22 protein-coding genes are annotated in these 23,571 nt (G+C 50.2%); 19 read left to right on the top strand and 3 right to left on the bottom strand.

Annotated features, from left to right (window positions below):
- Positions 1-221 precede the first annotated feature (221 nt).
- The 11 genes from pyrR (at position 222) to AC3IRK_RS10240 (ending at position 12,602) form a co-directional block, all read left to right on the top strand.
- A complete protein-coding gene (gene pyrR, locus AC3IRK_RS10290; protein ID WP_012370818.1) occupies positions 222-752 on the top strand; it encodes a bifunctional pyr operon transcriptional regulator/uracil phosphoribosyltransferase PyrR in 531 nt (176 codons plus the stop codon).
- Between the two features lie 51 nt (positions 753-803).
- The gene (locus tag AC3IRK_RS10285; protein ID WP_131502633.1) at positions 804-2,120 is read left to right on the top strand and encodes a uracil-xanthine permease family protein; all 1,317 of its coding nucleotides are present in this window, start codon (positions 804-806) and stop codon (positions 2,118-2,120) included.
- Positions 2,121-2,258: 138 nt separating this feature from the next.
- A complete protein-coding gene (locus tag AC3IRK_RS10280; protein WP_188005446.1) occupies positions 2,259-3,158 on the top strand; it encodes an aspartate carbamoyltransferase catalytic subunit in 900 nt (299 codons plus the stop codon).
- Between the two features lies 1 nt (position 3,159).
- Positions 3,160-4,431, top strand: coding sequence for a dihydroorotase (gene pyrC, locus AC3IRK_RS10275; RefSeq protein WP_131502632.1), 1,272 nt, complete (start codon positions 3,160-3,162; stop codon positions 4,429-4,431).
- Complete coding sequence (locus tag AC3IRK_RS10270; protein WP_489169937.1) at positions 4,424-5,512, top strand: carbamoyl phosphate synthase small subunit; 1,089 nt, start codon at positions 4,424-4,426, stop codon at positions 5,510-5,512. The genes pyrC and AC3IRK_RS10270 overlap by 8 nt, the downstream gene beginning before the upstream one ends.
- Entirely contained in the window at positions 5,505-8,717 is a 3,213-nt protein-coding gene (gene carB / locus AC3IRK_RS10265; RefSeq protein ID WP_489169936.1) for a carbamoyl-phosphate synthase large subunit, read from the top strand. Before AC3IRK_RS10270 ends, carB begins: the two co-directional genes overlap by 8 nt.
- Positions 8,714-9,445 (top strand): dihydroorotate dehydrogenase electron transfer subunit, encoded by a 732-nt coding sequence (locus AC3IRK_RS10260; protein ID WP_489169935.1) that lies wholly within the window; start codon positions 8,714-8,716, stop codon positions 9,443-9,445. The genes carB and AC3IRK_RS10260 overlap by 4 nt, the downstream gene beginning before the upstream one ends.
- On the top strand, positions 9,442-10,371 hold the full coding sequence (locus tag AC3IRK_RS10255) for a dihydroorotate dehydrogenase (protein ID WP_489169934.1): 930 nt from the start codon (positions 9,442-9,444) through the stop codon (positions 10,369-10,371). Before AC3IRK_RS10260 ends, AC3IRK_RS10255 begins: the two co-directional genes overlap by 4 nt.
- The gene (gene pyrF / locus AC3IRK_RS10250; protein ID WP_489169933.1) at positions 10,346-11,044 is read left to right on the top strand and encodes an orotidine-5'-phosphate decarboxylase; all 699 of its coding nucleotides are present in this window, start codon (positions 10,346-10,348) and stop codon (positions 11,042-11,044) included. The genes AC3IRK_RS10255 and pyrF overlap by 26 nt, the downstream gene beginning before the upstream one ends.
- Positions 11,041-11,682, top strand: coding sequence for an orotate phosphoribosyltransferase (pyrE, locus tag AC3IRK_RS10245; RefSeq protein WP_489169932.1), 642 nt, complete (start codon positions 11,041-11,043; stop codon positions 11,680-11,682). The genes pyrF and pyrE overlap by 4 nt, the downstream gene beginning before the upstream one ends.
- Before the next feature lie 110 nt (positions 11,683-11,792).
- Positions 11,793-12,602 (top strand): GNAT family N-acetyltransferase, encoded by an 810-nt coding sequence (locus AC3IRK_RS10240; RefSeq protein ID WP_214852735.1) that lies wholly within the window; start codon positions 11,793-11,795, stop codon positions 12,600-12,602.
- An 82-nt stretch (positions 12,603-12,684) separates the two neighbouring features.
- Here the strand turns inward: AC3IRK_RS10240 and AC3IRK_RS10235 are convergent, their stop codons facing one another.
- On the bottom strand, positions 12,685-13,656 hold the full coding sequence (locus AC3IRK_RS10235) for a zinc-binding dehydrogenase (protein ID WP_489169931.1): 972 nt from the start codon (positions 13,654-13,656) through the stop codon (positions 12,685-12,687).
- A 1-nt stretch (position 13,657) separates the two neighbouring features.
- Entirely contained in the window at positions 13,658-14,107 is a 450-nt protein-coding gene (locus AC3IRK_RS10230; RefSeq protein ID WP_489169930.1) for a VOC family protein, read from the bottom strand.
- 106 nt (positions 14,108-14,213) lie between these two features.
- Between AC3IRK_RS10230 and AC3IRK_RS10225 the strand changes: the two genes are divergently transcribed.
- The 4 genes from AC3IRK_RS10225 to AC3IRK_RS10210 all read left to right on the top strand — a co-directional run bounded on the left by AC3IRK_RS10225 (position 14,214) and on the right by AC3IRK_RS10210 (position 17,258).
- Entirely contained in the window at positions 14,214-14,513 is a 300-nt protein-coding gene (locus tag AC3IRK_RS10225) for a winged helix-turn-helix transcriptional regulator (RefSeq protein WP_114595454.1), read from the top strand.
- Between the two features lie 40 nt (positions 14,514-14,553).
- Positions 14,554-15,243: a metal-dependent hydrolase gene (locus AC3IRK_RS10220; RefSeq protein WP_131502622.1), complete on the top strand. Its 690-nt coding sequence runs from the start codon at positions 14,554-14,556 to the stop codon at positions 15,241-15,243.
- Positions 15,244-15,450: 207 nt separating this feature from the next.
- Positions 15,451-16,350: a DUF4097 family beta strand repeat-containing protein gene (locus AC3IRK_RS10215; RefSeq protein WP_131502621.1), complete on the top strand. Its 900-nt coding sequence runs from the start codon at positions 15,451-15,453 to the stop codon at positions 16,348-16,350.
- Positions 16,347-17,258: an FUSC family protein gene (locus AC3IRK_RS10210; RefSeq protein ID WP_188004518.1), complete on the top strand. Its 912-nt coding sequence runs from the start codon at positions 16,347-16,349 to the stop codon at positions 17,256-17,258. Before AC3IRK_RS10215 ends, AC3IRK_RS10210 begins: the two co-directional genes overlap by 4 nt.
- 58 nt (positions 17,259-17,316) lie before the next feature.
- Here AC3IRK_RS10210 and AC3IRK_RS10205 read toward each other — a convergent pair whose 3' ends face one another.
- Positions 17,317-19,011, bottom strand: a complete 1,695-nt coding sequence (locus AC3IRK_RS10205) for an Rqc2 family fibronectin-binding protein (RefSeq protein WP_489169929.1) — start codon at positions 19,009-19,011, stop codon at positions 17,317-17,319.
- Between the two features lie 168 nt (positions 19,012-19,179).
- Here AC3IRK_RS10205 and gmk point away from each other — a divergent pair, with 168 nt between their 5' ends.
- Genes gmk through priA form a run of 4 tightly spaced genes read left to right on the top strand, consistent with a single transcriptional unit; the run spans position 19,180 to position 23,570 of the window.
- Positions 19,180-19,797 carry a guanylate kinase gene (gmk, locus tag AC3IRK_RS10200; protein ID WP_188005445.1) on the top strand — a complete coding sequence of 206 codons (618 nt, stop codon included), beginning with the start codon at positions 19,180-19,182 and terminating at the stop codon, positions 19,795-19,797.
- Position 19,798: 1 nt separating this feature from the next.
- Positions 19,799-20,002, top strand: coding sequence for a DNA-directed RNA polymerase subunit omega (rpoZ, locus tag AC3IRK_RS10195; RefSeq protein WP_012370799.1), 204 nt, complete (start codon positions 19,799-19,801; stop codon positions 20,000-20,002).
- Between the two features lie 56 nt (positions 20,003-20,058).
- The gene (coaBC, locus tag AC3IRK_RS10190) at positions 20,059-21,249 is read left to right on the top strand and encodes a bifunctional phosphopantothenoylcysteine decarboxylase/phosphopantothenate--cysteine ligase CoaBC (RefSeq protein WP_489169928.1); all 1,191 of its coding nucleotides are present in this window, start codon (positions 20,059-20,061) and stop codon (positions 21,247-21,249) included.
- Positions 21,246-23,570 carry a primosomal protein N' gene (priA, locus tag AC3IRK_RS10185; RefSeq protein ID WP_214852710.1) on the top strand — a complete coding sequence of 775 codons (2,325 nt, stop codon included), beginning with the start codon at positions 21,246-21,248 and terminating at the stop codon, positions 23,568-23,570. The genes coaBC and priA overlap by 4 nt, the downstream gene beginning before the upstream one ends.
- Position 23,571: the final 1 nt, after the last annotated feature.

The raw sequence follows: 23,571 nt of genomic DNA, 5'->3' as shown, positions 1-23,571 counted from the left end.
GAGTATCACCTAGAGAGCGATGCGAGACATCTGCCTCACACAACCGGTCGTCCGCGTTGACGATCCTACCCATAGCACACCTTTAAACGAGTCCGGAGAGGCTACGAAAGGGAGACACTTCATTTGTGTAGATACGTGTAGCGTGAGCTACCCACACTTATTGTCTTCAACAACCTCCTGCGACTTTACGCAGGAGGTTTTTTTGCAGAAAGGAGCAAGTGATGAAACCATCCGTCATTTTAGATGAAGCCGCAATCAGTCGGGCATTGACACGCATCGCCCATGAAATCATCGAACGCAACAAAGGAATTGATCAACTGATGATCGTCGGTATCAAGACACGTGGTGAGACACTGGCCCGCCGTCTGGCCCGCCGGATTGAAGAGATTGAAGGCAAACCGGTCCTGCTTGGTGTCGTGGACATCTCGATGTACAGGGATGACTTATCGAAAAAAAGTCTTGAGCCGGAAATCAAAGGCACGGACATGCCGGAGACGGTGACCGGAAAAATCATCGTCCTGGTGGATGACGTCCTATACACCGGACGCACCGTCCGCGCTGCGATGGATGCGCTCGTTGATCACGGTCGTCCGAGTATGATTCAACTCGCTGTCCTCGTCGACCGGGGACACCGGGAGCTTCCGATCCGACCAGATTTCATCGGGAAGAATGTCCCGACATCACGCGAAGAACAAGTCGTCGTCGCCTTATCTGAAGTCGATGACGCCGATCAAGTATTTATCAAACGTTAAACACAAATACCTTTAACGTGGTCCAGAGAGACCAGAAAGGGAGTTATCCTTATGAAAACCCACACAGCGATTCTTGATGTACAAGAACGGCCAAAACACCCCCTGCAATGGCTGATGCTCAGCCTCCAACATGTCTTCGCGATGTTTGGCGCGACGGTCCTGGTTCCGTTATTAACGGGATTAAACACATCCGTTGCCCTCGTCGCAAGCGGAGTAGGCACCTTGATTTTCCTCGCCGTCACACGCTTTAAAGTCCCGACGTACTTAGGTTCAAGTTTTGCTTATATCGTCCCGATCATTGCTGTCAGTGAACGCTGGGGAGTGGAAGATGCCCTTGTCGGTGGAATGGTCGCCGGGCTGGTCTACGGAATCGTTTCACTCGTCATCACATATACAGGGGTCGGTTGGCTGATGAAACTCTTGCCACCGGTCGTCATCGGACCGGTCATCATGGTCATCGGATTATCGCTTGCGCCGACAGCTGTCAACATGGCGATGAACGGAGCGGACGGAAAGTACAGCGGTACCTTCCTCCTCGTCGCCTTGACGACACTCGCCGTGACGTTACTTGCCATGACGTATTTCAAAGGCATGTGGAGTACGGTGCCGATCCTGTTCGGTATCTTGACGGGTTATCTGGTCGCTGTCGCGGCGGGAATCGTTGATTTCACTTCACTGAAACAGGCGAGCTTTTTCCAAATTCCTAACTTTACGGTACCGTTCCTGGATTACTCACCAACCTTGAACTGGGCAGCACTTGCACTCATCGTCCCGGTCACACTCGTCACATTAACAGAACACATCGGAGAACAAAAAGTGACATCACGGATTATCGGGCGCGAGACGCTTCTTGATCCGGGGATGCACCGGACGGTTCTCGGAGACGGACTGGCGAAGACGATTGCCTCAATGCTCGGCGGTCCGCCGGTGACGACATACGGTGAAAACAACGGTGTCATGGCCATTACCCGCGTATACAGCGTCTTTGTCCTCGGAGGCGCAGCCGTTCTTGCCATCAGCTTCGGATTCCTCGGCTATGTCGAAGGATTCATCAAAACGATTCCGACACCTGTCATGGGAGGCATCAGTATCCTGCTGTTTGGAGTCATCGCTTCGAACGGTCTGCGGACTCTGGTTGAAAGTAAAGTCGATCTTGCGGATAAACGCAATCTGACGATCACTGCTGTCATCCTGGTCATCGGAATCGGCGGGGCTGCTTTGAAAATCGGTAATTTCTCGTTAGAAGGAATGGCACTGGCGACGATTCTAGGAGTCCTTTTGAATCTGATCTTGCCGAAAACGAGTACCGAAGTGGCAGAACAAGAACAAGAATCATCACAACCGAAACGAGCAGCTAACGACTTTTAAGACGTTCCAGAGAGAACGATAAAGTGGAGGCCCTTCAGAAACAGATGGCGACATCTGTCTTCTTCAGCGCACCTTCACATCAGAAGGTGCGCTTTTTTGCGGCCCAAAGGAGAGAAGAACATGCAGACACGACAACGGATTGCCCATTTTACAAGTCTTGACGAGCTGTCGACAACTGAAATCGAACGATTGATAAAGCGGGGACTGCAACTGAAACAAGGCGCACCCGCCCGGCCGTTGCCGAAGAAAACCGTCGCTAACTTATTTTTCGAACATTCGACCCGGACCAAATGTTCATTTGACATGGCGGAATATCATCTCGGATTGCACGTCCTGCCATTCGAAACGGCGACCTCATCCGTTCAAAAAGGTGAAACGTTACTGGATACATGTAAGACGTTACAGGCGCTCGGCGTCGATGCGCTCGTCATCCGTCACGGAGAGACCGGTTATTACGAACCACTGCAACACCATCTGTCGATTCCAATCATTAATGCCGGAGACGGCAGCGGACAGCATCCCTCACAATCCTTACTGGATTTGATGACCATGTACGAGACATACGGTCATGTCAGCGGGAAAACGATCGTCATCTGCGGGGATCTCCGGCATAGCCGGGTTGCCCGCTCCAATGCACACGTCTTACAGCGGTTGGGAGCGACCGTCATCGGTTCCGGACCGAGGGACTGGTTCGATGAAACGATGGGAATCACATACCGGGAGATGGATGAGGCAGTAGCCACGAGTGATATCATCATGCTGCTCCGCGTTCAGCATGAACGGCATGCGGATAAGCATTCGTTTGCAACAGATGAGTATCATGAACGATACGGGTTAACGGAGGACCGGATGAACCGGATTCGACCGGATGCGATTGTATTACATCCCGCACCGGTCAACCGCGGCGTTGAAATTGCCGAAGAACTGGTTGAACATCCGCAATCGCGTATCTTTGATCAGATGACGAATGGTGTATTTGCGCGAATGGCGATTTTAGAACGGGCGTTTGAGACAGCAACGACAAAGGAGACGATATAAGATGGCAATCCGAATTGATCATGCGACATGGTATAAAAATGGGGAACGGCACGAGTCGAGCATTCGCATCGAAGAGGGTGTCTTGACGGAGCTCGATGCGACACCACGCGAGACGGATCAGGTGATTGATGCGACAGGTTATACGGTCGCACCAGGATTTGTCGATATTCATGTTCATTTACGCGAACCGGGCGGCGAACATAAGGAGACGATCACGACGGGAACGGCAGCAGCGGCGGCAGGCGGGTTTACGACGATTTGTCCGATGCCGAACACGCGACCGGTTCCGGATGACCGGGAGACGCTGGATGCGCTCTTTAAAAAGATTGAAGAAACGGCATCTGTCCGTGTTTTCCCTTATGCGGCGATTTCAAAAAATCAGCTAGGGCAGGAACTCGTCGCATTTGAACAACTGACCGATGCCTTTGCTTTCACGGATGACGGAGTCGGTGTCCAAAGTGCCGCTGTCATGCGGGAAGCGATGATACGCGCCGCCGCCGTCAATAAAAGTATCATCGCCCATTGTGAAGATGATTCGCTGAAGGCAGGTTGTGTCCATGAAGGAGCGTATAGTGCACGCGAAGGATTACAGGGAATCCCGTCACTGGCCGAAAGCGTTCATATCGCGCGGGATGTCTTGATTGCGGAAGCGACCGGCTGTCATTATCACGTCTGCCATGTCTCGACAAAGGAATCCGTCCGGGTGATCCGGGATGCAAAACGGGCAGGGATTCGGGTGACGGCGGAAGTCACGCCCCATCATCTGGTGTTAACGGAAGACGATATCGTCGGACGCGATCCAAACTTCAAGATGAATCCACCACTTCGGAGCGAAGCGGATCGCCAAGCATTGCTGGAGGGTTTGCTGGACGGGACGATTGATTGTATCGCAACGGATCATGCGCCGCATGCAACAGAGGAAAAAGCACTCGGCATCGAGCGGGCTCCGTTCGGAATTACAGGATTTGAGACAGCATTTCCGTTGTTGTATACGAAGCTGGTCGAACCGGGCATCGTCACGCTTGCCCAGTTGCTCGATTGGTTGTCACGTAAACCGGCTGATTTGTTTGACTTGCCATTTGGACGAATCGAAGTCGGAGCACCTGCCGATCTTGTCTTACTCGATCTAAAGACAGTTCGGACGGTTCAACCGGATCAGTTTTTCTCGAAAGGGAAAAACACACCATTTAGTGGAGAACGACTAACGGGCTATCCGGTCTTGACGCTCGTCGGTGGAGAAATTGTATTCAAGGGGGAAATGACACATGTCTAAACGGACGTTGATTTTAGAAGATGGAATGGTGTTTGAAGGAGAAGCATTTGGTGCAAGCGAGGTGACGATGGGGGAAGTGGTCTTCCAAACAGGCATGACCGGGTATCAAGAGATGTTATCCGATCCTTCCTACTGTGATCAAATGATCGTCTTAACCAATCCGTTGATCGGCAACTACGGCATGAACCGTGATGACTATGAAACGACCCGTCCGCTTGCGAAAGCACTGATTGTCCGGGAAGTCTGTCATACACCATCAAACTTCCGCTCCCAGACGTCACTTGCAGCGGCTCTAGCGGAATTCAACATTCCCGGTTTAACGGGAATCGATACCCGTCAGTTAACCCGACACCTGCGTTCAAAAGGAGTCATGCGGGGACTCCTCGTCGATGGAGCGTACGAGTTGTCCGAGCAACTGGACCGGATTCAACAGATGACGCTTGCAACCGATCAGGTCAAACGGGCTTCGACGGAACGCGCCTATGTCATCCCGGGTGCCGGTCCACGGATCGTCTTGGTCGATTTCGGTGCCAAACTCGGGATTATCCGGGAGCTTGTCCGACGCGGATGCGAAGTCGTCGTCGTCCCGCACGACGTGACGGCGAAGGATGTCTTGCGTTACGTACCGGACGGTGTCATGTTATCGAACGGTCCCGGGAATCCAAAAGATGTTCCGACCGCGATTCCCTTAATTCAGGAACTGACCGGTCAAGTCGTCATCTTTGGCATCTGTCTTGGTCATCAATTGATTGCCTTGGCGCATGGAGCAGATACGTTTAAATTACCGTTTGGTCACCGGGGAGCAAACCACCCGGTCGAAGATCTTCAAACGGGACAAGTCAGTATCACGTCACAAAATCATGGTTACGCTGTCGAGGAAGAGTCGCTGGTCGGGTTGAATCTCATGCTGACGCACCGGGCGATCAATGATGGGACCGTTGAAGGAATCCGGCATACGATCCACCCCGTCTTTTCCGTTCAGTATCACCCTGAAGCTTCTCCCGGACCGATGGATGCCAATGATTTATTTGATCAATTTTTAACAGAAATCACGAACCAACAGGAGGTCTCTCATGCCTAAACGTCAAGATATTCAAAAGATTCTCGTTATCGGATCCGGTCCAATCGTCATCGGACAAGCGGCGGAATTTGATTATGCCGGAACACAAGCCTGCCAAGCCTTAAAAGAGGAAGGGTACGAAGTCGTTCTCGTTAACTCCAATCCGGCGACCATCATGACGGATCCGACAGTAGCGGACCGAGTGTACATCGAACCGTTACAAGCAGAGTTTGTTTCCCGGATCATCCGGAAAGAACGTCCCGATGCGTTACTCGCGACTCTCGGCGGACAAACGGGTCTGAATCTTGCTGTTGAACTGGATCGACTGGGTGTTCTTGCCGAATATGGCGTCGAGCTGCTCGGGACGAAGCTGACGGCAATCGAGGAAGCGGAAGATCGTGATTTGTTCAGAAAATTGATGTTTAGACTCGGGCACGGTGTTCCGGAAAGTGAGATCGTGCATACAGTCGAAGAAGCCGAACACTTTTGTGCGAAAATCGGTCTTCCAATCATTATTCGACCGGCATATACGCTTGGTGGAACCGGTGGCGGCATCGCTGAAACGATGGATGAGTTCATCCGGATTGTCGAAGGTGGACTCAAAGCCAGTCCGGCGACACAGGTTTTACTTGAGAAATCAATCGCCGGGATGAAAGAAGTCGAATTTGAAGTCATGCGTGACGCGACGAACCAGGCAATCATCGTCTGTGCGATGGAAAACTTTGATCCGGTTGGTGTCCATACGGGTGACTCGATCGTCTTTGCTCCGACACAAACGTTATCCGACCGCGATTATCAGATGATGCGTAATGTATCGCTCGATATCATTCGTGCACTCGGGATCGAAGGTGGGTGCAATATCCAATTCGCACTCGATCCGGTGAGTTTCACGTATTATGTCATCGAAGTGAATCCGCGTGTATCGCGTTCTTCGGCACTGGCTTCGAAAGCGACAGGATATCCGATTGCTAAACTGGCCGCGAAAATCGCCGTCGGGTATGCCTTATCCGAGTTGAAGAATCCGATTACGGAAACAAGTTTTGCTTCGTTCGAACCGGCACTTGACTATGTCGTCGCCAAGATTCCCCGTTGGCCGTTTGATAAGTTTGAGTCGGCGGACCGGACACTCGGGACGCAGATGAAAGCGACGGGTGAAGTGATGGCCATGGGACGGACGATGGAGGAAGCCTTGCTGAAAGCAGTCCGTTCGCTTGAAATCGGTCAATCCGATTTACACATGACACGTTTTGCTGAAATGAATGAAGCCGATCTGCACCGTCAAATCGTCAAAGCGACGGATGAACGATTGTTTGCCCTCTATGCCGGCATCGAACGCGGTTATACCGTCGAACAGTTGCACGAATGGACAAGCATCGACCGGTTATTCTTAGAAAAACTGCATCACATCCACCGAATTGAACAGGACATCGTCAAGAATGGATTGACACAGGAACGCCTGCGTCATGCCAAACGCTATGGCTTCAGTGACCAAATGCTCGCCCGGATTACGGAACAAACCGAGACAGCTGTCCGGTCCATCCGTAACGAAGCGGGACTGCATCCAGTTTATAAAATGGTCGATACGTGTGCAGCGGAATTTGCATCCGACACACCGTATTACTACGGCACGTACGAAGTTGAAAACGAGGCGACACCAACAACACAAGCGTCGATTCTTGTCCTCGGTTCCGGACCGATCCGGATCGGGCAAGGGGTGGAGTTTGATTATGCAACGGTCCATTCCATTCAAGCGATTCGTGAAGCGGGATATGAAGCCATCATCGTCAACAATAACCCGGAGACGGTCTCAACTGACTTCTCGATTTCTGACCGGCTCTATTTTGAACCCTTGACGACGGAAGATGTACTCGAAGTCATCCGAAACGAACAGCCGATCGGGGTCATCGTGCAATTCGGCGGACAGACGGCAATCAATTTAGCTGAATCGCTGGAAGCGGAAGGGGTGAAGATTCTTGGAACGGCTCTTGAGGATCTCGACCGGGCAGAAGATCGGAAACAGTTTGAAGCGGCCCTGACACAGCTTGAAATTCCGCAACCTCCGGGGAAAACAGCTGTCACAGTAGCTGAAGCGACAGAAGCGGCAAGCGAGCTCGGGTATCCGGTTCTCGTCCGCCCGTCTTATGTCCTGGGCGGACGTGCGATGGAGATTGTCTACGGACAGCAGGAGCTGGAACATTATATGAAACACGCCGTCATTGCCTCGCCGGAACGTCCGGTTCTCGTCGACCGTTATTTGACCGGAATGGAACTTGAGGTGGATGCGATTTGTGACGGAGAAGATGTTGTCATTCCGGGCATCATGGAACATATCGAACGGGCCGGCGTCCACTCCGGGGATTCCATCGGCGTTTATCCGCCGCAACGGGTACCGCAAGCGATCAAGGATTTGATTGTCGATTATACGACGCGGATTGCCAAAGCCTTCCGGATCAAAGGATTGCTTAATATCCAATTCGTCTTTGCAGACGGAGAACTGTATGTGCTCGAAGTCAATCCGCGGGCAAGTCGGACCGTCCCGTTCATCTCAAAAGTCACCGGCTTACCGGTTGCACGCCTGGCGACGAATGTCATCTTGGGAGATACGCTCGCATCTTACGGATTGACGAGTGGCGTTTTACCGGAAGAAGAACTGGTCTCTGTAAAAGTACCGGTCTTCTCGTTTGCGAAGCTGAAGGAAGTCGATCCGTCGCTCGGACCGGAGATGAAATCGACCGGAGAAGTCATTGGAACGGACCGGACACTCGAAAAAGCGCTTTATAAAGGGTTGCTTGCCTCCGGTATGGCGATTCCGGAACACGGCCGTGTCTTGTTGACGGTCGCTGATCAGGATAAACAGGAAATGCTCGATCTCGCCAAACGCTTTACGGCACTCGGCTTTACACTTCTTGCCACGGCCGGAACAGCCGGTGTCTTGGCGGAGCACGGTCTGCATGTCCAAGTCGTCGGTAAGCTCGGTTCGGAACAAGGGTCAATGCTCGAATGGATTGAAAAAGCGGAAGTTGAATATGTCATCAATACGATGAGTCGGGATTCGCAAGTCACGAAAGACGGCTTCATCATTCGCCGGGCAGCAGCAGAAAACAATGTCGTCTGTCTGACTTCTCTTGATACCGCGGAAGCTTTATTACGGGTCATTGAAAGCCTGTCCTTTGAAGCCAGTGCCATTCAGCCATTCGACTATATGAAAAAGGTGGTGACTCGATGATTCAACTTTTGACGGTCGTGACACGACGACAAATTGCTTCAGGCGCGACAGAATTAGTCTGTCGCCGTCCTGACGCGACGCCTATCGAACCAGGGCGGTTCATGCATTTGCGGGTCGGTCCATTATTACGTCGCCCGATCTCGATTGCTAACGTCGAAGGAGATTTAATCACATTTTTGTTCAAGGAAATCGGTCAAGGTACAAAAGAACTGGCGCGTCTTCGGGCGGGGGATCAAATCGATGCACTCGGCCCACTCGGAAGCGGGTTTCCGGTCGAACATGTCGCGCGTGATGCCAAAATTGTGTTGGTCGGGGGAGGTATCGGGGTTCCACCGCTCTATTACACGATGCGTCGACTGGTCGAACGGGGAATTACCTGCGAAGCAATTTTGGGATTCGATACGGCAGACAGTGTCTTTTATGAAGACGAGTTTCGAAAACTTGGTCCGACGACGGTGACGACCGTCGACGGGACAGCAGGAATTCAAGGATTCGTGACCGCCGCACTCGACAGCAACCGGTTCGATACACTGTTCGCCTGTGGACCGGAACCGATGTTACGCTCGATTCAACAGGTTCCGATCGAACATAAGTTTTTATCGATTGAAAACCGGATGGGGTGCGGCATTGGCGCCTGTTTCGCTTGTGTCTGTCCGACACCTGACGGACATTATGTCAAAACCTGTTCCGATGGTCCGGTCTTCCGGGCAGAAGAGGTGATTCTATGAACCGTCTACATGTGACGTTACCCGGTCTGAATTTAAAAAATCCGATCATTCCGGCGTCCGGATGTTTCGGATTCGGTGAAGAGTTTGCCAAACTGTACGATTTATCCATGCTTGGAGGCATCATGATTAAAGCGGCGACCGGGGAAGAACGGTATGGCAATCCGACGCCGCGGGTTGCAGAGAGCGGTATGGGCATGCTGAATGCGATCGGTTTACAAAATCCGGGTGTCGACGGAATCATCGCACAGAAATTACCGTTTCTCAGTCAGTTTGATACAGAAATCATTGCGAATGTGGCCGGCTCGACACCAAAAGAATATGAGGAAGTCACGAGACGGATCAGCCGGGATCCGGTCGTTAAAGCAATCGAGTTGAACATCTCCTGTCCAAACGTCAAGTCCGGCGGGTTGCAGTTCGGAACGGATCCGAAGATGGCGGCTGAGCTGACACGGCGCGTCAAAGCGGTTTCCGAAAAACCGGTCTATGTCAAATTATCTCCAAATGTCACGTCGATTGTTGAGATGGCCCAAGCAGTTGAACAGGCGGGTGCGGATGGACTGACGATGATCAATACACTTGTCGGGATGCGGATCGACGTTCGGACCGGTCAACCGATTTTGGCTAACCGGATCGGCGGATTGTCCGGACCAGCCATCAAACCGGTTGCCATTCGGATGATTCACGATGTCGCCCAAGTCGTCTCGATTCCGATCATCGGGATGGGAGGCGTCATGGAAGTGGATGATGTACTCGAGATGATTTACGCAGGCGCGTCAGCGGTAGCGATTGGAACGGCAAATTTCGTGAATCCGTTCATTTGTCAGGAACTGATAACGGCATTACCGAAACGAATGGACGAGTTAGGAATTGAACACATTTTGGACATCAGGGGGAAAGCATATGGAGCAACTTTACATCGCGCTTGATTTTGAGTCAGCCAACCAAGTCGAACGATTTTTAGAAAAATTGGCACCACACCGCCCGGCAGTCAAAATCGGGATGGAGCTGTATTATGCGGAAGGTCCTGCTTTTGTCCGGCATTTGATCAAGCAAGGACATGCTGTGTTTCTCGATTTAAAAGTCCATGATATTCCAGAAACGGCCCGGCGGACGATGCGGATCATTGGTCAACTCGGTGTTGAACTGACGAACGTCCACGCAGCAGGTGGAAAAACAATGATGCAGGCGGCCCTTGCAGGATTACGTGAGACGTCGGCCGATACACGGTTGATTGCCGTCACCCAACTGACATCGACCGATCAAGCGATGTTAACCGAACTTATGATTCCACACACGATGGACGAGGTGGTTGCGCACTATGCACGCGAAGCCGAACAGGCCGGTCTTGACGGAGTCGTGTGTTCCGCTCTCGATACGACGCACATCAAGGCCATCTGTCGACCCGGATTCCAACTGGTCACTCCGGGAATCCGGCCGAACGGGACGGCAGCAAATGATCAAAAACGGATTGCGACCGTGACGGACGCCGGACGAAACGGGGCGACGGATCTCGTCATCGGACGTGCCATCACACAGGCAGAGGATCCGAAAGCCGTCTATGAAGCATTACTCTCAGAATGGAAGGGGATCAGATCATGAATCAACTGGCAAAGGCTTTACTCGAAATCGAAGCGGTCACGTTAGCACCGACGACACCGTATACGTGGGCGAGCGGGTTACGGTCGCCCATTTATTGTGACAACCGGCTGACTTTATCCAGTCCGGCCGTTCGGACGCTGATTGCCGACAAATTAGCGGAACGCATCCGGCTCTTAAACGTCGATGTCATCGCCGGGACGGCAACAGCCGGTATTCCGCATGCGGCGCTCGTCGCGGAACGACTCGGTCTTCCAATGATTTATATCCGAGGGAGTGCCAAAGGACACGGAAAAGGGAATCAGATTGAAGGACGTTTGCAAGCCGGACAACGTGTCATCGTCGTCGAAGACTTATTGTCGACGGGGACGTCCTCGATTGAAGCCACCCAAGCAGTTGAAGCAGCCGGGGCAACCGTTGTCCGGATTCAAGCCATCTTCTCATACGGCATGACACGACTGAAGGAAAACTTAACGGCGGCCGAAGTGGAAGCGGATGCGTTACTGACGTTTACAGAATTGCTGGAGACAGCTGTCGAGACGGCCTACATTTCCAAAGAAGAACAGGACGCTTTACAGACCTGGTCGGTGGATCCGGTGAAGTGGAGTGAAGCGTTCCTGGCGGTCGCAAAACAGAATTAATTACGACAGCATGAGTGAAGTGAGCCGAGCATGACGGAAATGATGAGAATCATCCGTCATGCGTTCTTTTTTTTGATACACTGAAAACAAAGAAAAGGAGCTGTTTTCAGATGTTGACCCATTATCGTGATTATGAGAGCTTCAAACAGGTTGCGGTCCCGTTGCTTGAACGACGACCTGATGTCCATCAGTTGCCGCTCGGGATACTCGAACGGGGGGATGTCCCGATTTTGATGGCGATTGCAGAAGAGGGAGACCGGACGATTGTCGTCCTGCAAACAATTGAAGAACAGGCGATCCTGGCAGGGGATGTGTTTACATACGAAGGAATTCGAAAGTTATCACGGATTTTGAACTGCCCCGGATATGTCGGCGAGCAGGCAATCATTAAACCGTTGCTGGCTTCGCACAGTCCGTTTCAAATCAAGATGGATCAAGGGATTTACGCATTGACGACGGTGATTCCTCCGGTAACGCTCGACTATGAGTTCCGTCTAATCGAGGAACGGTTTGCTGATCAGGCTGTTGCGTTCGGCTGGTCATTCATCCAAGAGACCGGCGCCTTACCCGCGACAGAACGCAGTCGTTTGAAAAATAAACAAACGATCCTAAAACATATTCAAGCAGATACCTTGTTTGGTCTGTTCGACGGGGAGCAGTTACTCGCGATGGCGTCTTCCAGTCGACCAACTGCTTCGGGTGTGACGATTTCGTATGTCTTCACCCCGCAAAAATGGCGGAAACAAGGGATTGCTTCTTACTTAGTGGCATGTTTGTCCGAGCATTTATTACAGCAGTATCCGATGGTGTCATTGTACACGGACTGGTCGAATCCGACGTCGAACAAGATTTATCAAGCAGTCGGCTTTAAACTCGTCGGACGTTCGGTACAAATTACGAAACGTCCGAAATACCAATGACCGGATGACAGCATGAAAAAGCAGCAGTGCTTTCCTGAATCATGAGGAAGTACTGCTGCTTTTGTTGTAGAAATAAGATATGTTAAAACGTCGCGATGATTTTTCCGCGGACGTGGCGCTCTGACAAACGTTGTAAGCCTTTGACGATGTCTGCCGCCGGAATTTCTTCCGTGACGAGCGGATCCAGTTCTTTTGCTGCAACGAGTTTTAGAAGCTCACTTGCCATATGACCGAGATTCCGGATGGCACGGTCATCTTCGCTCGCATAAGCAGCAGCGAGTGCGACTTCATGAACGGACGGAGAGAGCGTAAACGGTTTGACGACCGATTGATCGGGTCCACCGGCGATGAAGGCAAGTTGACCGGAAAAAGCGAGGCGTCCGAAATCCGCTGTTGCTTCATCACGACCTACCGTGTTGAAAATCAAATCAGCACCGCGACCGTTCGTCCAGTTTCGGATGGCTTCTGTCACGTTTTCTTTTTTATAGTCGATGGCAAGATCCGCACCGAGTTTCTTGACCCAATCGTGATTTTCCTTTGAGGCCGTCGTCGCAACGGATAACCCGAGACGTTTGGCAAGTTGAATACCGATTCCGCCGACACCACCTGCACCGGCATGGATGAGGATCGTTTCTTTACCGCTCGTGTTCATCTTTTGAACGATTGCTTCATAGGCGGTCATCCCGGCACACAAAATCGCCGCTGCCTCGGTGAAGCTGACAGCATCCGGAATTTTGGCCAGGGCACGGGCATCGACGACTGCATATTCCGCAAAGGTTCCGTTTTTTTGGAGGTTCGTATGGATTGCCACCCGGTCACCGGGCTCGACACCCGTTACGTTTTTCTCCACTTGTTCAACGATACCGGTTAAATCAACACCCGGAATATGCGGGTACGTCCAAGCCGGATTTTTCGTCGCTTTATAATCAACAGGATTCAAGGCGGCGGCTTGGACGCGAATCATGGCCTGCCCTTCACCCGGTGTGGGTGTTTCGACTTCTTCAAATGTCCATTGATCGATAGTGTCGCCTGCGTGATTTAGCCATGCTTTCATTTTAATACGCTCCTTCCGAGTAGGTCAGTTCATACGAATGGGAGTACAGTTCAACGAGGTTGCCGAACGGATCTTCACAGTACACCATCCGTTGTTTGCCGCCGTGCGCGACGATTTTTTCGACCATGCCTTCGATGTCCGGATCTTGAATCGCATAGTGGAAAATGCCTGTTTTCCAGAATTCAAAGTTGTTTTCCGGTTTTTCGTTGTTCGGGAACTCAAATAACTCGATCCCGACCCGGTCACCCGTCGCCATATGCGCAATGCGGAATTTTTCCCAGCCGGCTCCGAAGGCATCCGTACACATGACACCGATTGGTGAATCGTCTTCTACGACATCGGACGGTTCCATGATGATATACCAGCCCATGACCTCCGAGTAAAACGAAATGGCTTGTTCTAAATTTGGGACAGACAGTCCGATGTGCGAAAAATTACGTGGATATGTCATAACATCCAGCTCCTTTGCATTTTGATTTACGACAACGATAACTTACGATACACTCGACTGCATAGTACGCACTTTGAAGTAACTACCTGAAGGAGAGACGGAAGTAATGACGACAGAACAATTTCCAGTCAATCGGGCGCTCGCCATCATCGGCGGGAAATGGCGTCCACAGTTATATTGCACGCTAGAGGACGGTCCGAAACGTTTTTTAGAGTTACAACGCGCGATTCCCGGTATTTCCCGGAAAGTCTTGACCGATCAGTTAAAGGAACTCGAACGGCTCGGGATGGTCGAACGGATTGAATTTGATGAAGCCGTCCTGCATGTCGAGTACCGCTTGACAGACGCCGCTTATACGTTGCAACCTGCGGTAAAAGGTTTATGTGCCTGGGGAGAAGGGAACTAAATCTTCTGTTGATACCATTAATCTCAGGAGGTCATTTTAGATGAAGTTGACTTATCATGGACAGTCTACTGTCACCATCGAAACGAACGGGCACCATATCGTGATTGATCCGTTTTTCAGCGGTAACGATCACGCGATGACAAAACCGGAAGACGTCAAAGCAGATTTTATCTTGCTGACGCATGCACACGCTGATCATATGCTGGATGCAGAAGCCATCGCAAAAGCGACCGGCGCAACGATTGTCGCAACACATGAACTGGCGACTTACCTCAGCTTCAAAGGATTGAACGTGCATCCGATGAACCTGGGCGGACAGTTCGAGTTTCCGTTTGGTAAAGTCAAAATGACGCAGGCATTCCACTCTTCAAGCATCATTGACGAAGAAAAACAGACGATCACGTATATGGGGATGCCAGCCGGTTTCTTATTGACGATTGAAGAAAAAGTCATATATCATGCGGGAGATACAGCACTGTTTGGTGATATGGCGCTCTACGGTGCGCATTATGATATCGACCTCGCCTTCTTGCCAATCGGGGATAACTATACGATGGGACCTGATGATGCGTTAGTTGCAGCAGACATGCTGCAAGCGAAAGCGGTCGTTCCGGTTCATTACGATACGTTCGATTTAATCAAACAGGACGCCGAGGCATTTTGTGCGAATCTCGAAGCACAAGGGCAGACGGGTCATGCGTTAAAAATTGATGCATCCATCGAACTCTAAAATACAGTGAGCCCTTCCATGCGAAGGGTCTTCGGTAATCGAAACGGACACTTTTTCTGATAAAGCAGGAAGAGGTGTTCGTTTTTTGTTGTGCTCCAACCTCCGCCCGATGGCAATATGTGAACAATTTCGTATGATAAAGAAGGAATGTTGACAGACGAATCATAAATTCGGAATAATGGGAGAGAATTGGATGGAGGTAGACCAATGGAGGAGAACACAAGCAGAACAGAACGAAAACGCAAACAATCCTCGTTTACGCGGCTAAAGGACAAACGACGGAAAATGACGGCATCATTTGATCGGATTGGTACCCGCAAACCGATCCGGCGTCCACTGATTGTGTATGGATCGGTTCTTTTAAGTTTGCTGGTTTTATATACGGTGACGTTGTTTTTGACGACGGATTCCTTATCGCGGGGCGAAGCATTTAAAACGACGAAGCGGTATAAAACGTTGCAAATCGATGCCCCGAACGGCACGATCAACTTTGTCCGGAGTACGGACGGAAACGTTCAATTGAAATTGGTCGATAGTGCGTCAAGTCAAAAACGATTAAAGATCGGGACGTCAGGAAATACATTGACGGTGACAGGGCGAGACGGATTTGCAGCACGACTCGGGAACCGTCCGAGTGAGAAGCCGGGTGATTTTTCGATTCAAGTCGGATTACCGAACTATATGAATCGTATTGATGTCGACGCCGAGTCGATCAAAGGGATGGGTGTTTATGCCAAATCAATTAATCTGTCAGCCGAGACGATGGACTTAAATAAAATGGACGCCGACGATATTGTTCTGACAGGTAAAGGCAATGTCAAAGCATCGAATATGAATGCCGTCCATGCTGAAGTGACGGCAGAATCGGTCAGTTTATCGGAATACGGTGCAAAACTCGATTTGACCGTCTCAACGATTGATGGTCCGATTCGATTGAAACCAACGAAAGCAGCGGGAACGATTGCTGTAACGACAGAGGGAGACATTAAAGCCTCCGACCGGTATACGAAACAAAAAGACGACGATGTGGCTTTATTCGAGTTATCCAAACAAGAAAAACCGGAAGTGACTGTCGAGAGTGAAGTCGGGCAGGTGACGCTCGAGTGAAATTCCAGTTTCGTATTGGTCTCCGGACGATCAAGACCGGAATCGCTGTAGCGATTGCCCTCAGCTTTTCCTGGTATGTCTTCGGGATCTATTCAGGTATGGGCGCCGTCGCTGCCATCGTTGCGATGCAACCGACGATTCACCGGTCGTTTAAAATCGTCTTCAATCGGATTTTAGGAACGATTCTTGGATTAGTTTGTGGACTGGCGGTCGTCGCTACGCTTGGAGCAAATCCGTTGACGATTGGTCTCGCGGTCATCGTTTCGCTTGTCTTCAACTCGATGATTGGACGGACCGACATGTCGACGTTTGCCGCTTTTGCGATCGTCCTGATGTTTGAGAGTCCGACAGCAGACTATGTCCATTACGCGTTGACTCGGTCTTTATTGACGGTCGTCGGCGTCTTATCCGCTGTCGCCGTCAACTATATCGTCTTCCCGCCGCACTACGAAGACCGCTTGTTGTTGTTCGTCAAAAAGACGACCAAACAATTGATGGAGGACTGGCGGAGTCTGGTCAAAGACGATGCGAAATTACTGACGGTCCGTAAACAGGTCTTAAAACATGAGGAAATGATCATCATGTTGCAAGAAGATCAGAAATATCCACTGGTTGCCAGTGGTCAGAGTAAAGCGTTCATTCAATTGAAACAGCTTGTTGATCTGGAAGATAAATTTCTGTTGCTTCTCGAGAGTATCGCCAGTCATCGTGACTTGCCGATGTCAGACGAGCAGGAGAAGATACTTGGACAAGAAATCGATTTTCTGCTCAGCCATCATTATGATGTGATCTTTTCACATGAACGCGATCAGCCGATGTTCAGCTTTGACCAGGAAGTCAGTGAGGTCAAAGACATCATCAACGGACACTTGCTAGATTACCGGGAACAACTCGAAAAAATGAAATAAAAAACGTCGTCCTCGAGACCCTTTTTCAATCGAAAAAGAGTGAGGGCGACGTTTTGGTTTAAGGTGTCCGCAATGACTGGACGAGATCGGCGTCCGGTGTGACGTAAAGTGTCGTTTGATCCGTATAGATGACGAATCCCGGTTTTGCACCACTCGGCTTTTTGACATGACGGAGTTCTGTGAAATCGACCGGGACCTGACTCGATTCACGTGCTTTTGAATAGTAGGCGGCGACAATTGCTGCTTCTTTCAGGGTAGTCTCATCCGGCTGTTCACTGCGAATGATGACGTGTGAACCGGGAATATCTTTTGTATGCAACCACGTCTCGGACCGACGTCCAAATTTAAAGGTCGCATAATCATTTTGTTTATTGTTTTTCCCGACGAAAAATGGAATACCGGTCGAAGATTGATACGACTCGAGTTTCGGGACGAGCGGTTTCTTTTTCTTTTTACTACGCTCCCGAACATAACCTTCTTCGACGAGCTCTTCCCGCATCTCCCGAATATCTTCCGGGGAAGCGACCTCGAGTTGCGCCAGCAATGACTCAAAATAATTGATTTCGAGCTGATTTTTCTCAAGTTGCTTCGCCACTTCGATTTTAGCGGTCTTCAGTTTGTTGTACCGTTTGTAATAGCGCTGGGCATTTTCATTCGGTGAAAAGCGGGGATCAAGGGCAATCGTAATTTCCTTGCCGTCTTCCTCATAATAATCGACGACCGTTGCTTCTTTCATCCCGCGTTCGAGCTGGTACAGGTAGGTCGTCAATAATTCCCCTTTATGTTTCAACTCGTCCATCTTTTCAGTGGCGGCGAGATCACGCTCTAGTTTCGTTCGTTTGAGAATATTTTTATCGTATTCACTTTTGATGAACCGTTCCAGGTCGGCAGCCTGCTGTTTGACGCGATCCCGATTCGATTTCTGGTGGAAAAACGCATCGAGGACGTCTCCGCTAGTTGCGAACGTCTTTTCTTCAACAATCTCTCCATGATGGAGCGCGACAGGCGAGAACCGTTCTTTTCCGTTTGCGAGACGCTGGAAATAATAAGGTCCTTTCAGTTCGCCCAGTATGGAATGAATTGCCTGCGCCAGTGACGTCCGGTTTGAATGTCCGGCCCGTGATACGATCTCGGCAGTGATTTGTGGTGAAAAACCACTGAACAATCCTAATAATTGACGATCGATTTTCCCGGCATTCCAATCAATCCGGTGTAACGTCTGTTCGATGTCACCGGTCAACGGATCGATTTTATCCTGTTCCGGTGGCAATTGATACTGTAAACCCGGCATGATAGTCCGGAATGTATTTTGGCTGAGCGGAAGATGTTTGATGGCATCTAAAATTCTATCCTGTCCATCTGTCAGCAGGATGTTGGAGTGGCGGCCCATCAGTTCGATGTACAGCTTCTTGGCTTCTTCGTCTCCGAGTTCGTTTCGTGAACGGACGCGCATTAAAATGACCCGGTCACGTCCGAGTTGTTCGATCGATTCGATGAATCCACCTTCAAGATGCTTCCGGAGCATCATACAAAACATCGGGGGTTCGCTTGGATTGCTGGTCGACTCCGATGTCAGATGAAGCCGTGCGTACATGGCATTGGCCGATGCGAGCAACATCACGTTTTTTCGTTCTGCCCGGACACTGAAAATCAAATCGAGTGCATACGGTTGATGTATTTTATTAATCCGTGCTCCAACGAGCGGTTGGAGTTCCCGGACGACACGTGTCGTCATTAGTCCATCAAAAGCCATGATATTACCTTCTTTCTTGATTTCGTTTCCACTTTCTAAAGGTAACAGAAAGTGCACGTTTATGGTATGATTAAGCAGTCGAGCTGAAAAAGACCACTTGCGAACTTCCTGTCTCTACTGCTAATATGAAACAATGTGAAGTTTGTTAGATGGAGGGGTTCTGAAGTGATTTTTAAAGAGCGTGGCTTATTACTCGTATTGTCTGGTCCGAGTGGTGTCGGTAAAGGAACAGTTTGCCGTGCTTTACGCGAAGACGAAGACAACAATTTGCACTATTCGGTGTCCTGTACGACACGCAAACCGCGTGAGGGAGAAGTGGATGGTGTCCATTATTTCTTCAAGACACGTGAAGAATTCGAAAGTATGATTGCCAATAATCAATTGCTCGAGCATGCGGAATTCGTCGGCAATTACTATGGTACACCCGTCGATTGGGTCAACAAAATCTTGGATGAAGGAAAAGACGTCATCTTAGAAATTGAAGTGCAGGGTGCGATGCAGGTTAAGGAACATTTTCCGGAAGCTGTTTTTCTGTTTTTGGCTCCGCCAAGTCTACAGGAACTTCGTAACCGACTTGTTGGACGTGGAACGGAATCAGAGGAAGTCATCAAACAACGTCTTCTTGTCGCGAAAGAAGAGATTGAGATGATGGATGCTTATGATTACGTCGTCACGAATGATGAGATCCACAAAGCATGTGACAGAATTCAAGCAATCGTCACTGCAGAACATTGTAGCCGGGAACGCGTTGCGTCCTTGTATAAAAAAGCCATGGAGGTCAAATAACATGTTATATCCATCAGTAGACAAGCTTCAAAAGACGGTGCCTTCGAAATACACAATCGTGACGGTCGCAGCAAAACGTGCGCGTCAAATCCAAGACGGGAAACGCGTGAAAGTAGCGAACCCGAAATCATACAAACCAGTCGGAAAAGCGCTCGAAGAACTCTTTTCTGGTGAAGTCGTGGTTACGAACCAACCGCAAGACTAATTTTGAAGCAGCCACTCCTCATTGTGGCTGTTTTTTTCAATAAGGAGGAATTCATCATGCTAACGAATCGTAACATCCTATTATGTGTCGGAGGCGGAATCGCTTCATATAAAGCAGCGGCCTTGGCATCGAAGCTCGTTCAGGCCGGAGCGAACGTTCAAGTCGCGATGACGAAGAATGCCCAACAATTCGTCGGGAAAACGACGTTTGCCGCACTGACGCGGAAACCGGTCTATGATGATGTCTTCATTGAGCATGATGCATCCAAGATTGCCCACATCGATTTAGCAGATGAAGCCGATTTGATTGTCGTTGCTCCTGCAACAGCGAATCTGATTGCGAAACTTGCCCACGGGATTGCCGACGATTTTATCACGACGACCATCTTGGCTGCGACTTGTCCCGTCGTTGTCGCTCCGGCGATGAACGTCAATATGCTCGAACATCCGGCGACGGTACGAAATATGGACCGGCTGATGGCAGACGGAGTCCATTTGATTGCACCCGGCGTCGGGAATTTGGCATGCGGTTGGGTCGGAAAAGGGCGGTTGCCTGAAACGGAAGAATTGGTCGAGACATTATCCGGTCTTTTCGAAACCAAAAAACTGGGAAATCGTCATGTCTTGATCAGTGCCGGTCCGACGGTGGAACGAATTGATCCGGTTCGTTATTTGACGAACGATTCATCTGGAAAGATGGGCATCGCGCTTGCGGAAGCGGCTCGGGATGCCGGAGCGACCGTCACACTTGTTCACGGTCCGGTCCGTGGGACAGTGCCGACCGGTATGACGACGATTGCTGTCGAATCCGGTGAGGAGATGCTCGAAGCGATGTTAGCCGTCTATGACAAACAAGACTTGGTCATCATGGCAGCGGCGGTCGCAGATTATCGCCCGACTGTCCAGTATGATCGCAAACAAAAGAAAATCGACGGACCATTACGGATTGAACTGGAAGAGACGACTGATATCTTACGAACACTTGGTGAGCGGAAGACCAAACAGATTTTAGTTGGTTTTGCAGCAGAGACGGAAAACCTGGAAACACATGCGAAACAAAAATTAATTCGAAAACAGGCGGATTTCATCGTGGCGAATGATGTCTCACGTTCGGATATCGGTTTTTCAAGTGATGAAAATCAAGTCACGGTCTACGGTAAAAGTAATGGAGCCGTCCATTACGATCAACAATCGAAGACCCGATTAGCAACCGCATTAATCGAACAGTTCGCGGAGGCCTTACGATGATTGCTGAAGTCATCGTCGATGTCGCCGCTGCGACGGTCGATCGGCCATTTGACTATGAAGTACCGGATTTATGGCGTGATCTCGTCGTTCCCGGTATGCGTGTCGAAGTTCCGTTTGGTCCGCGCTCCTTACTCGGAATCGTCGTAGCCGTGAAGGATGAGACCGATCTCGCACGAATCAAACCGATCGTACGTGTTCTCGATGAGACCCCGACGTATACGGAAGAATTACTTCGACTGTCGGGTTATTTATCAGAGACGACACTTTGCTATCAGGCGACAGCGCTCCTCGCGATGTTACCTGCTGCTTTGAAAGTCAGTTATGATAAACTGATTTTGGCGGAAGACCCGCGACTGGTTCACTGGAATCAGAAGAAAATCAGCCAGTTTCCGAGTGAGGTCCAGCAACAGATTTTAGTAGCTGCTCAAAAGGGAGAGGTGCACCTCCAACCGGTTGTCAAAGAAAAGAAAACCTCTAAAACGGACAAACGGATCCGCCTGCTTGATGAGACGATTGAATTATCAAAACAAGCTACCAAGCAGATCCTGTTTCGTGATTATCTGATGGAACGTCCGGAGGTGTTGTGGAGTGAAGTGATGCACGAACTCGATTTGACCGTCAGCATTCTCAATAGTCTGGAGAAAAAAGGCGTCATTACGGTTGAGACGATTGATGTGAACCGGAATCCGTATGAACATCTTGTCCAGGATATCTTTGTTCCTTCTACGTTGACGACGCACCAGCAGGATGCCGTCGATGCGATTACGGCACCGGATGAAACGAATACGTTTTTACTCCATGGGGTGACCGGGAGCGGGAAAACGGAAGTGTATCTCGAATCGATTCATACCATGCTTGAACGGGGACGCCAAGCCATTCTGCTCGTACCGGAAATCAGTTTGACACCGATGATGGTCAAACGTTTTAAACGACGGTTCGGTGACCGTGTCGCCGTGCTTCACAGCGGGTTGTCGTTAGGTGAAAAATACGATGAATGGCGCAAGATTTCGCATGGAGAAGTGGACGTCGTCGTCGGAGCACGATCTGCGATTTTTGCACCGTTAACGAACATCGGTGTGATCATTTTAGACGAAGAACATGAAACGACCTATAAACAAGAAGAAAATCCGCGGTATCATACCCGGGACGTGGCAACATGGCGAGCGGCATACCATAAATGTCCCGTCGTCCTTGGAAGTGCGACGCCGATTCTAGAGACGTATGCACGCTCTCAGAAAGGGGTCTATCGTTACCTCCCTCTGACAGAACGATTCGGAGGCGAACTTCCACCGGTCGAGATCATCGATATGCGAAAAGAACTAGAACGCGGCAATCGAACGCCGTTCAGCCTCGCGCTTGTCGAAGGAATCAAACAGCGCATCGAGCGGGGCGAACAGACGGTCTTGCTCCTCAATCGACGGGGATACACGACATTCGTGCTGTGCCGGGATTGTGGAGAAACGCTTCAATGTCCTCATTGCGCTGTCAATCTGACTTATCATCAACACCAAGATTGTCTGAAGTGTCATTATTGTGGATTTGAAGCAGCGATGCCGAAAACGTGTCCGTCGTGTGAATCGAAAAAAATTCGGCAGTTCGGTACCGGAACGCAAAAAATCGAAGAAGAACTGGCACATTTAATTCCGGAAGCCAAAATCATTCGGATGGATCAAGACACGACGTCACGTAAAGGGGCGCATGAAAAATTACTAAATGCGTTTGAGCGCGGCGAAGGAAATATTTTGCTCGGGACACAAATGATTGCAAAAGGACTTGATTTTCCGAATGTGACACTGGTCGGTGTCATTGCTGCGGATGCCACACTCGGAATTCCCGATTTTCGGGCGAGTGAACGAACGTTTCAGTTGATCACACAGGTTTCAGGGCGGGCCGGTCGGGGAGCACTTGCCGGGCAATCGATCATCCAGACGTATAACCCGGATCATTACGTCATCCAGACGGCAAAACGGCATGACTATGAAGCGTTTTATAAGCGGGAAATGCAGTTGCGCAAGTTAGGGGGGCACCCGCCCTTCTGGTTTTTAGGATTGATCACGATTTCAGCGGCCCATCCGCTTGAAGCCCAAGCGGAAGCAGAAGCGATTGCCGGACAACTTCGGCATTTGGAATCAGACGATTTAATTGTCAACGGTCCGCTCGAAGCCCCGCTCGCACGGTTGAAAAACATGTATCGCCAACAGGTGATTTTAAAACATAAAGGTCAAGAAGAAGTACGGGAGGCACTCCGTGCGATGCTTGCATTACGCATCAAACAAAAAGTCCAAGTAACAGTGGATTTAAATCCATTTGTATTCATGTGAG

This window comes from Exiguobacterium sp. GL_137 (genome assembly GCF_057834585.1).
The sequence above is the reverse complement of the archived record's forward strand: the minus strand, read 5'-3'. Positions and strand labels throughout refer to the sequence as shown.

Excerpts from the sequence above, each read along its gene's own strand:
- pyrF (WP_489169933.1), top strand. The coding sequence starts at position 10,346 with ATGGAGCAACTTTACATCGCGCTTGATTTTGAGTCAGCCAACCAAGTC.
- rpoZ (WP_012370799.1), top strand. The coding sequence starts at position 19,799 with ATGTTATATCCATCAGTAGACAAGCTTCAAAAGACGGTGCCTTCGAAA.
- coaBC (WP_489169928.1), top strand. The coding sequence starts at position 20,059 with ATGCTAACGAATCGTAACATCCTATTATGTGTCGGAGGCGGAATCGCT.
- AC3IRK_RS10220 (WP_131502622.1), top strand. The coding sequence starts at position 14,554 with ATGAAGTTGACTTATCATGGACAGTCTACTGTCACCATCGAAACGAAC.
- AC3IRK_RS10230 (WP_489169930.1), bottom strand. The coding sequence starts at position 14,107 with ATGACATATCCACGTAATTTTTCGCACATCGGACTGTCTGTCCCAAAT.
- AC3IRK_RS10235 (WP_489169931.1), bottom strand. The coding sequence starts at position 13,656 with ATGAAAGCATGGCTAAATCACGCAGGCGACACTATCGATCAATGGACA.
- carB (WP_489169936.1), top strand. The coding sequence starts at position 5,505 with ATGCCTAAACGTCAAGATATTCAAAAGATTCTCGTTATCGGATCCGGT.
- AC3IRK_RS10260 (WP_489169935.1), top strand. The coding sequence starts at position 8,714 with ATGATTCAACTTTTGACGGTCGTGACACGACGACAAATTGCTTCAGGC.
- AC3IRK_RS10285 (WP_131502633.1), top strand. The coding sequence starts at position 804 with ATGAAAACCCACACAGCGATTCTTGATGTACAAGAACGGCCAAAACAC.
- priA (WP_214852710.1), top strand. The coding sequence starts at position 21,246 with ATGATTGCTGAAGTCATCGTCGATGTCGCCGCTGCGACGGTCGATCGG.
- pyrC (WP_131502632.1), top strand. The coding sequence starts at position 3,160 with ATGGCAATCCGAATTGATCATGCGACATGGTATAAAAATGGGGAACGG.
- pyrR (WP_012370818.1), top strand. The coding sequence starts at position 222 with ATGAAACCATCCGTCATTTTAGATGAAGCCGCAATCAGTCGGGCATTG.
- AC3IRK_RS10205 (WP_489169929.1), bottom strand. The coding sequence starts at position 19,011 with ATGGCTTTTGATGGACTAATGACGACACGTGTCGTCCGGGAACTCCAA.
- AC3IRK_RS10225 (WP_114595454.1), top strand. The coding sequence starts at position 14,214 with ATGACGACAGAACAATTTCCAGTCAATCGGGCGCTCGCCATCATCGGC.
- pyrE (WP_489169932.1), top strand. The coding sequence starts at position 11,041 with ATGAATCAACTGGCAAAGGCTTTACTCGAAATCGAAGCGGTCACGTTA.
- AC3IRK_RS10270 (WP_489169937.1), top strand. The coding sequence starts at position 4,424 with ATGTCTAAACGGACGTTGATTTTAGAAGATGGAATGGTGTTTGAAGGA.
- AC3IRK_RS10240 (WP_214852735.1), top strand. The coding sequence starts at position 11,793 with ATGTTGACCCATTATCGTGATTATGAGAGCTTCAAACAGGTTGCGGTC.
- AC3IRK_RS10255 (WP_489169934.1), top strand. The coding sequence starts at position 9,442 with ATGAACCGTCTACATGTGACGTTACCCGGTCTGAATTTAAAAAATCCG.
- AC3IRK_RS10215 (WP_131502621.1), top strand. The coding sequence starts at position 15,451 with ATGGAGGAGAACACAAGCAGAACAGAACGAAAACGCAAACAATCCTCG.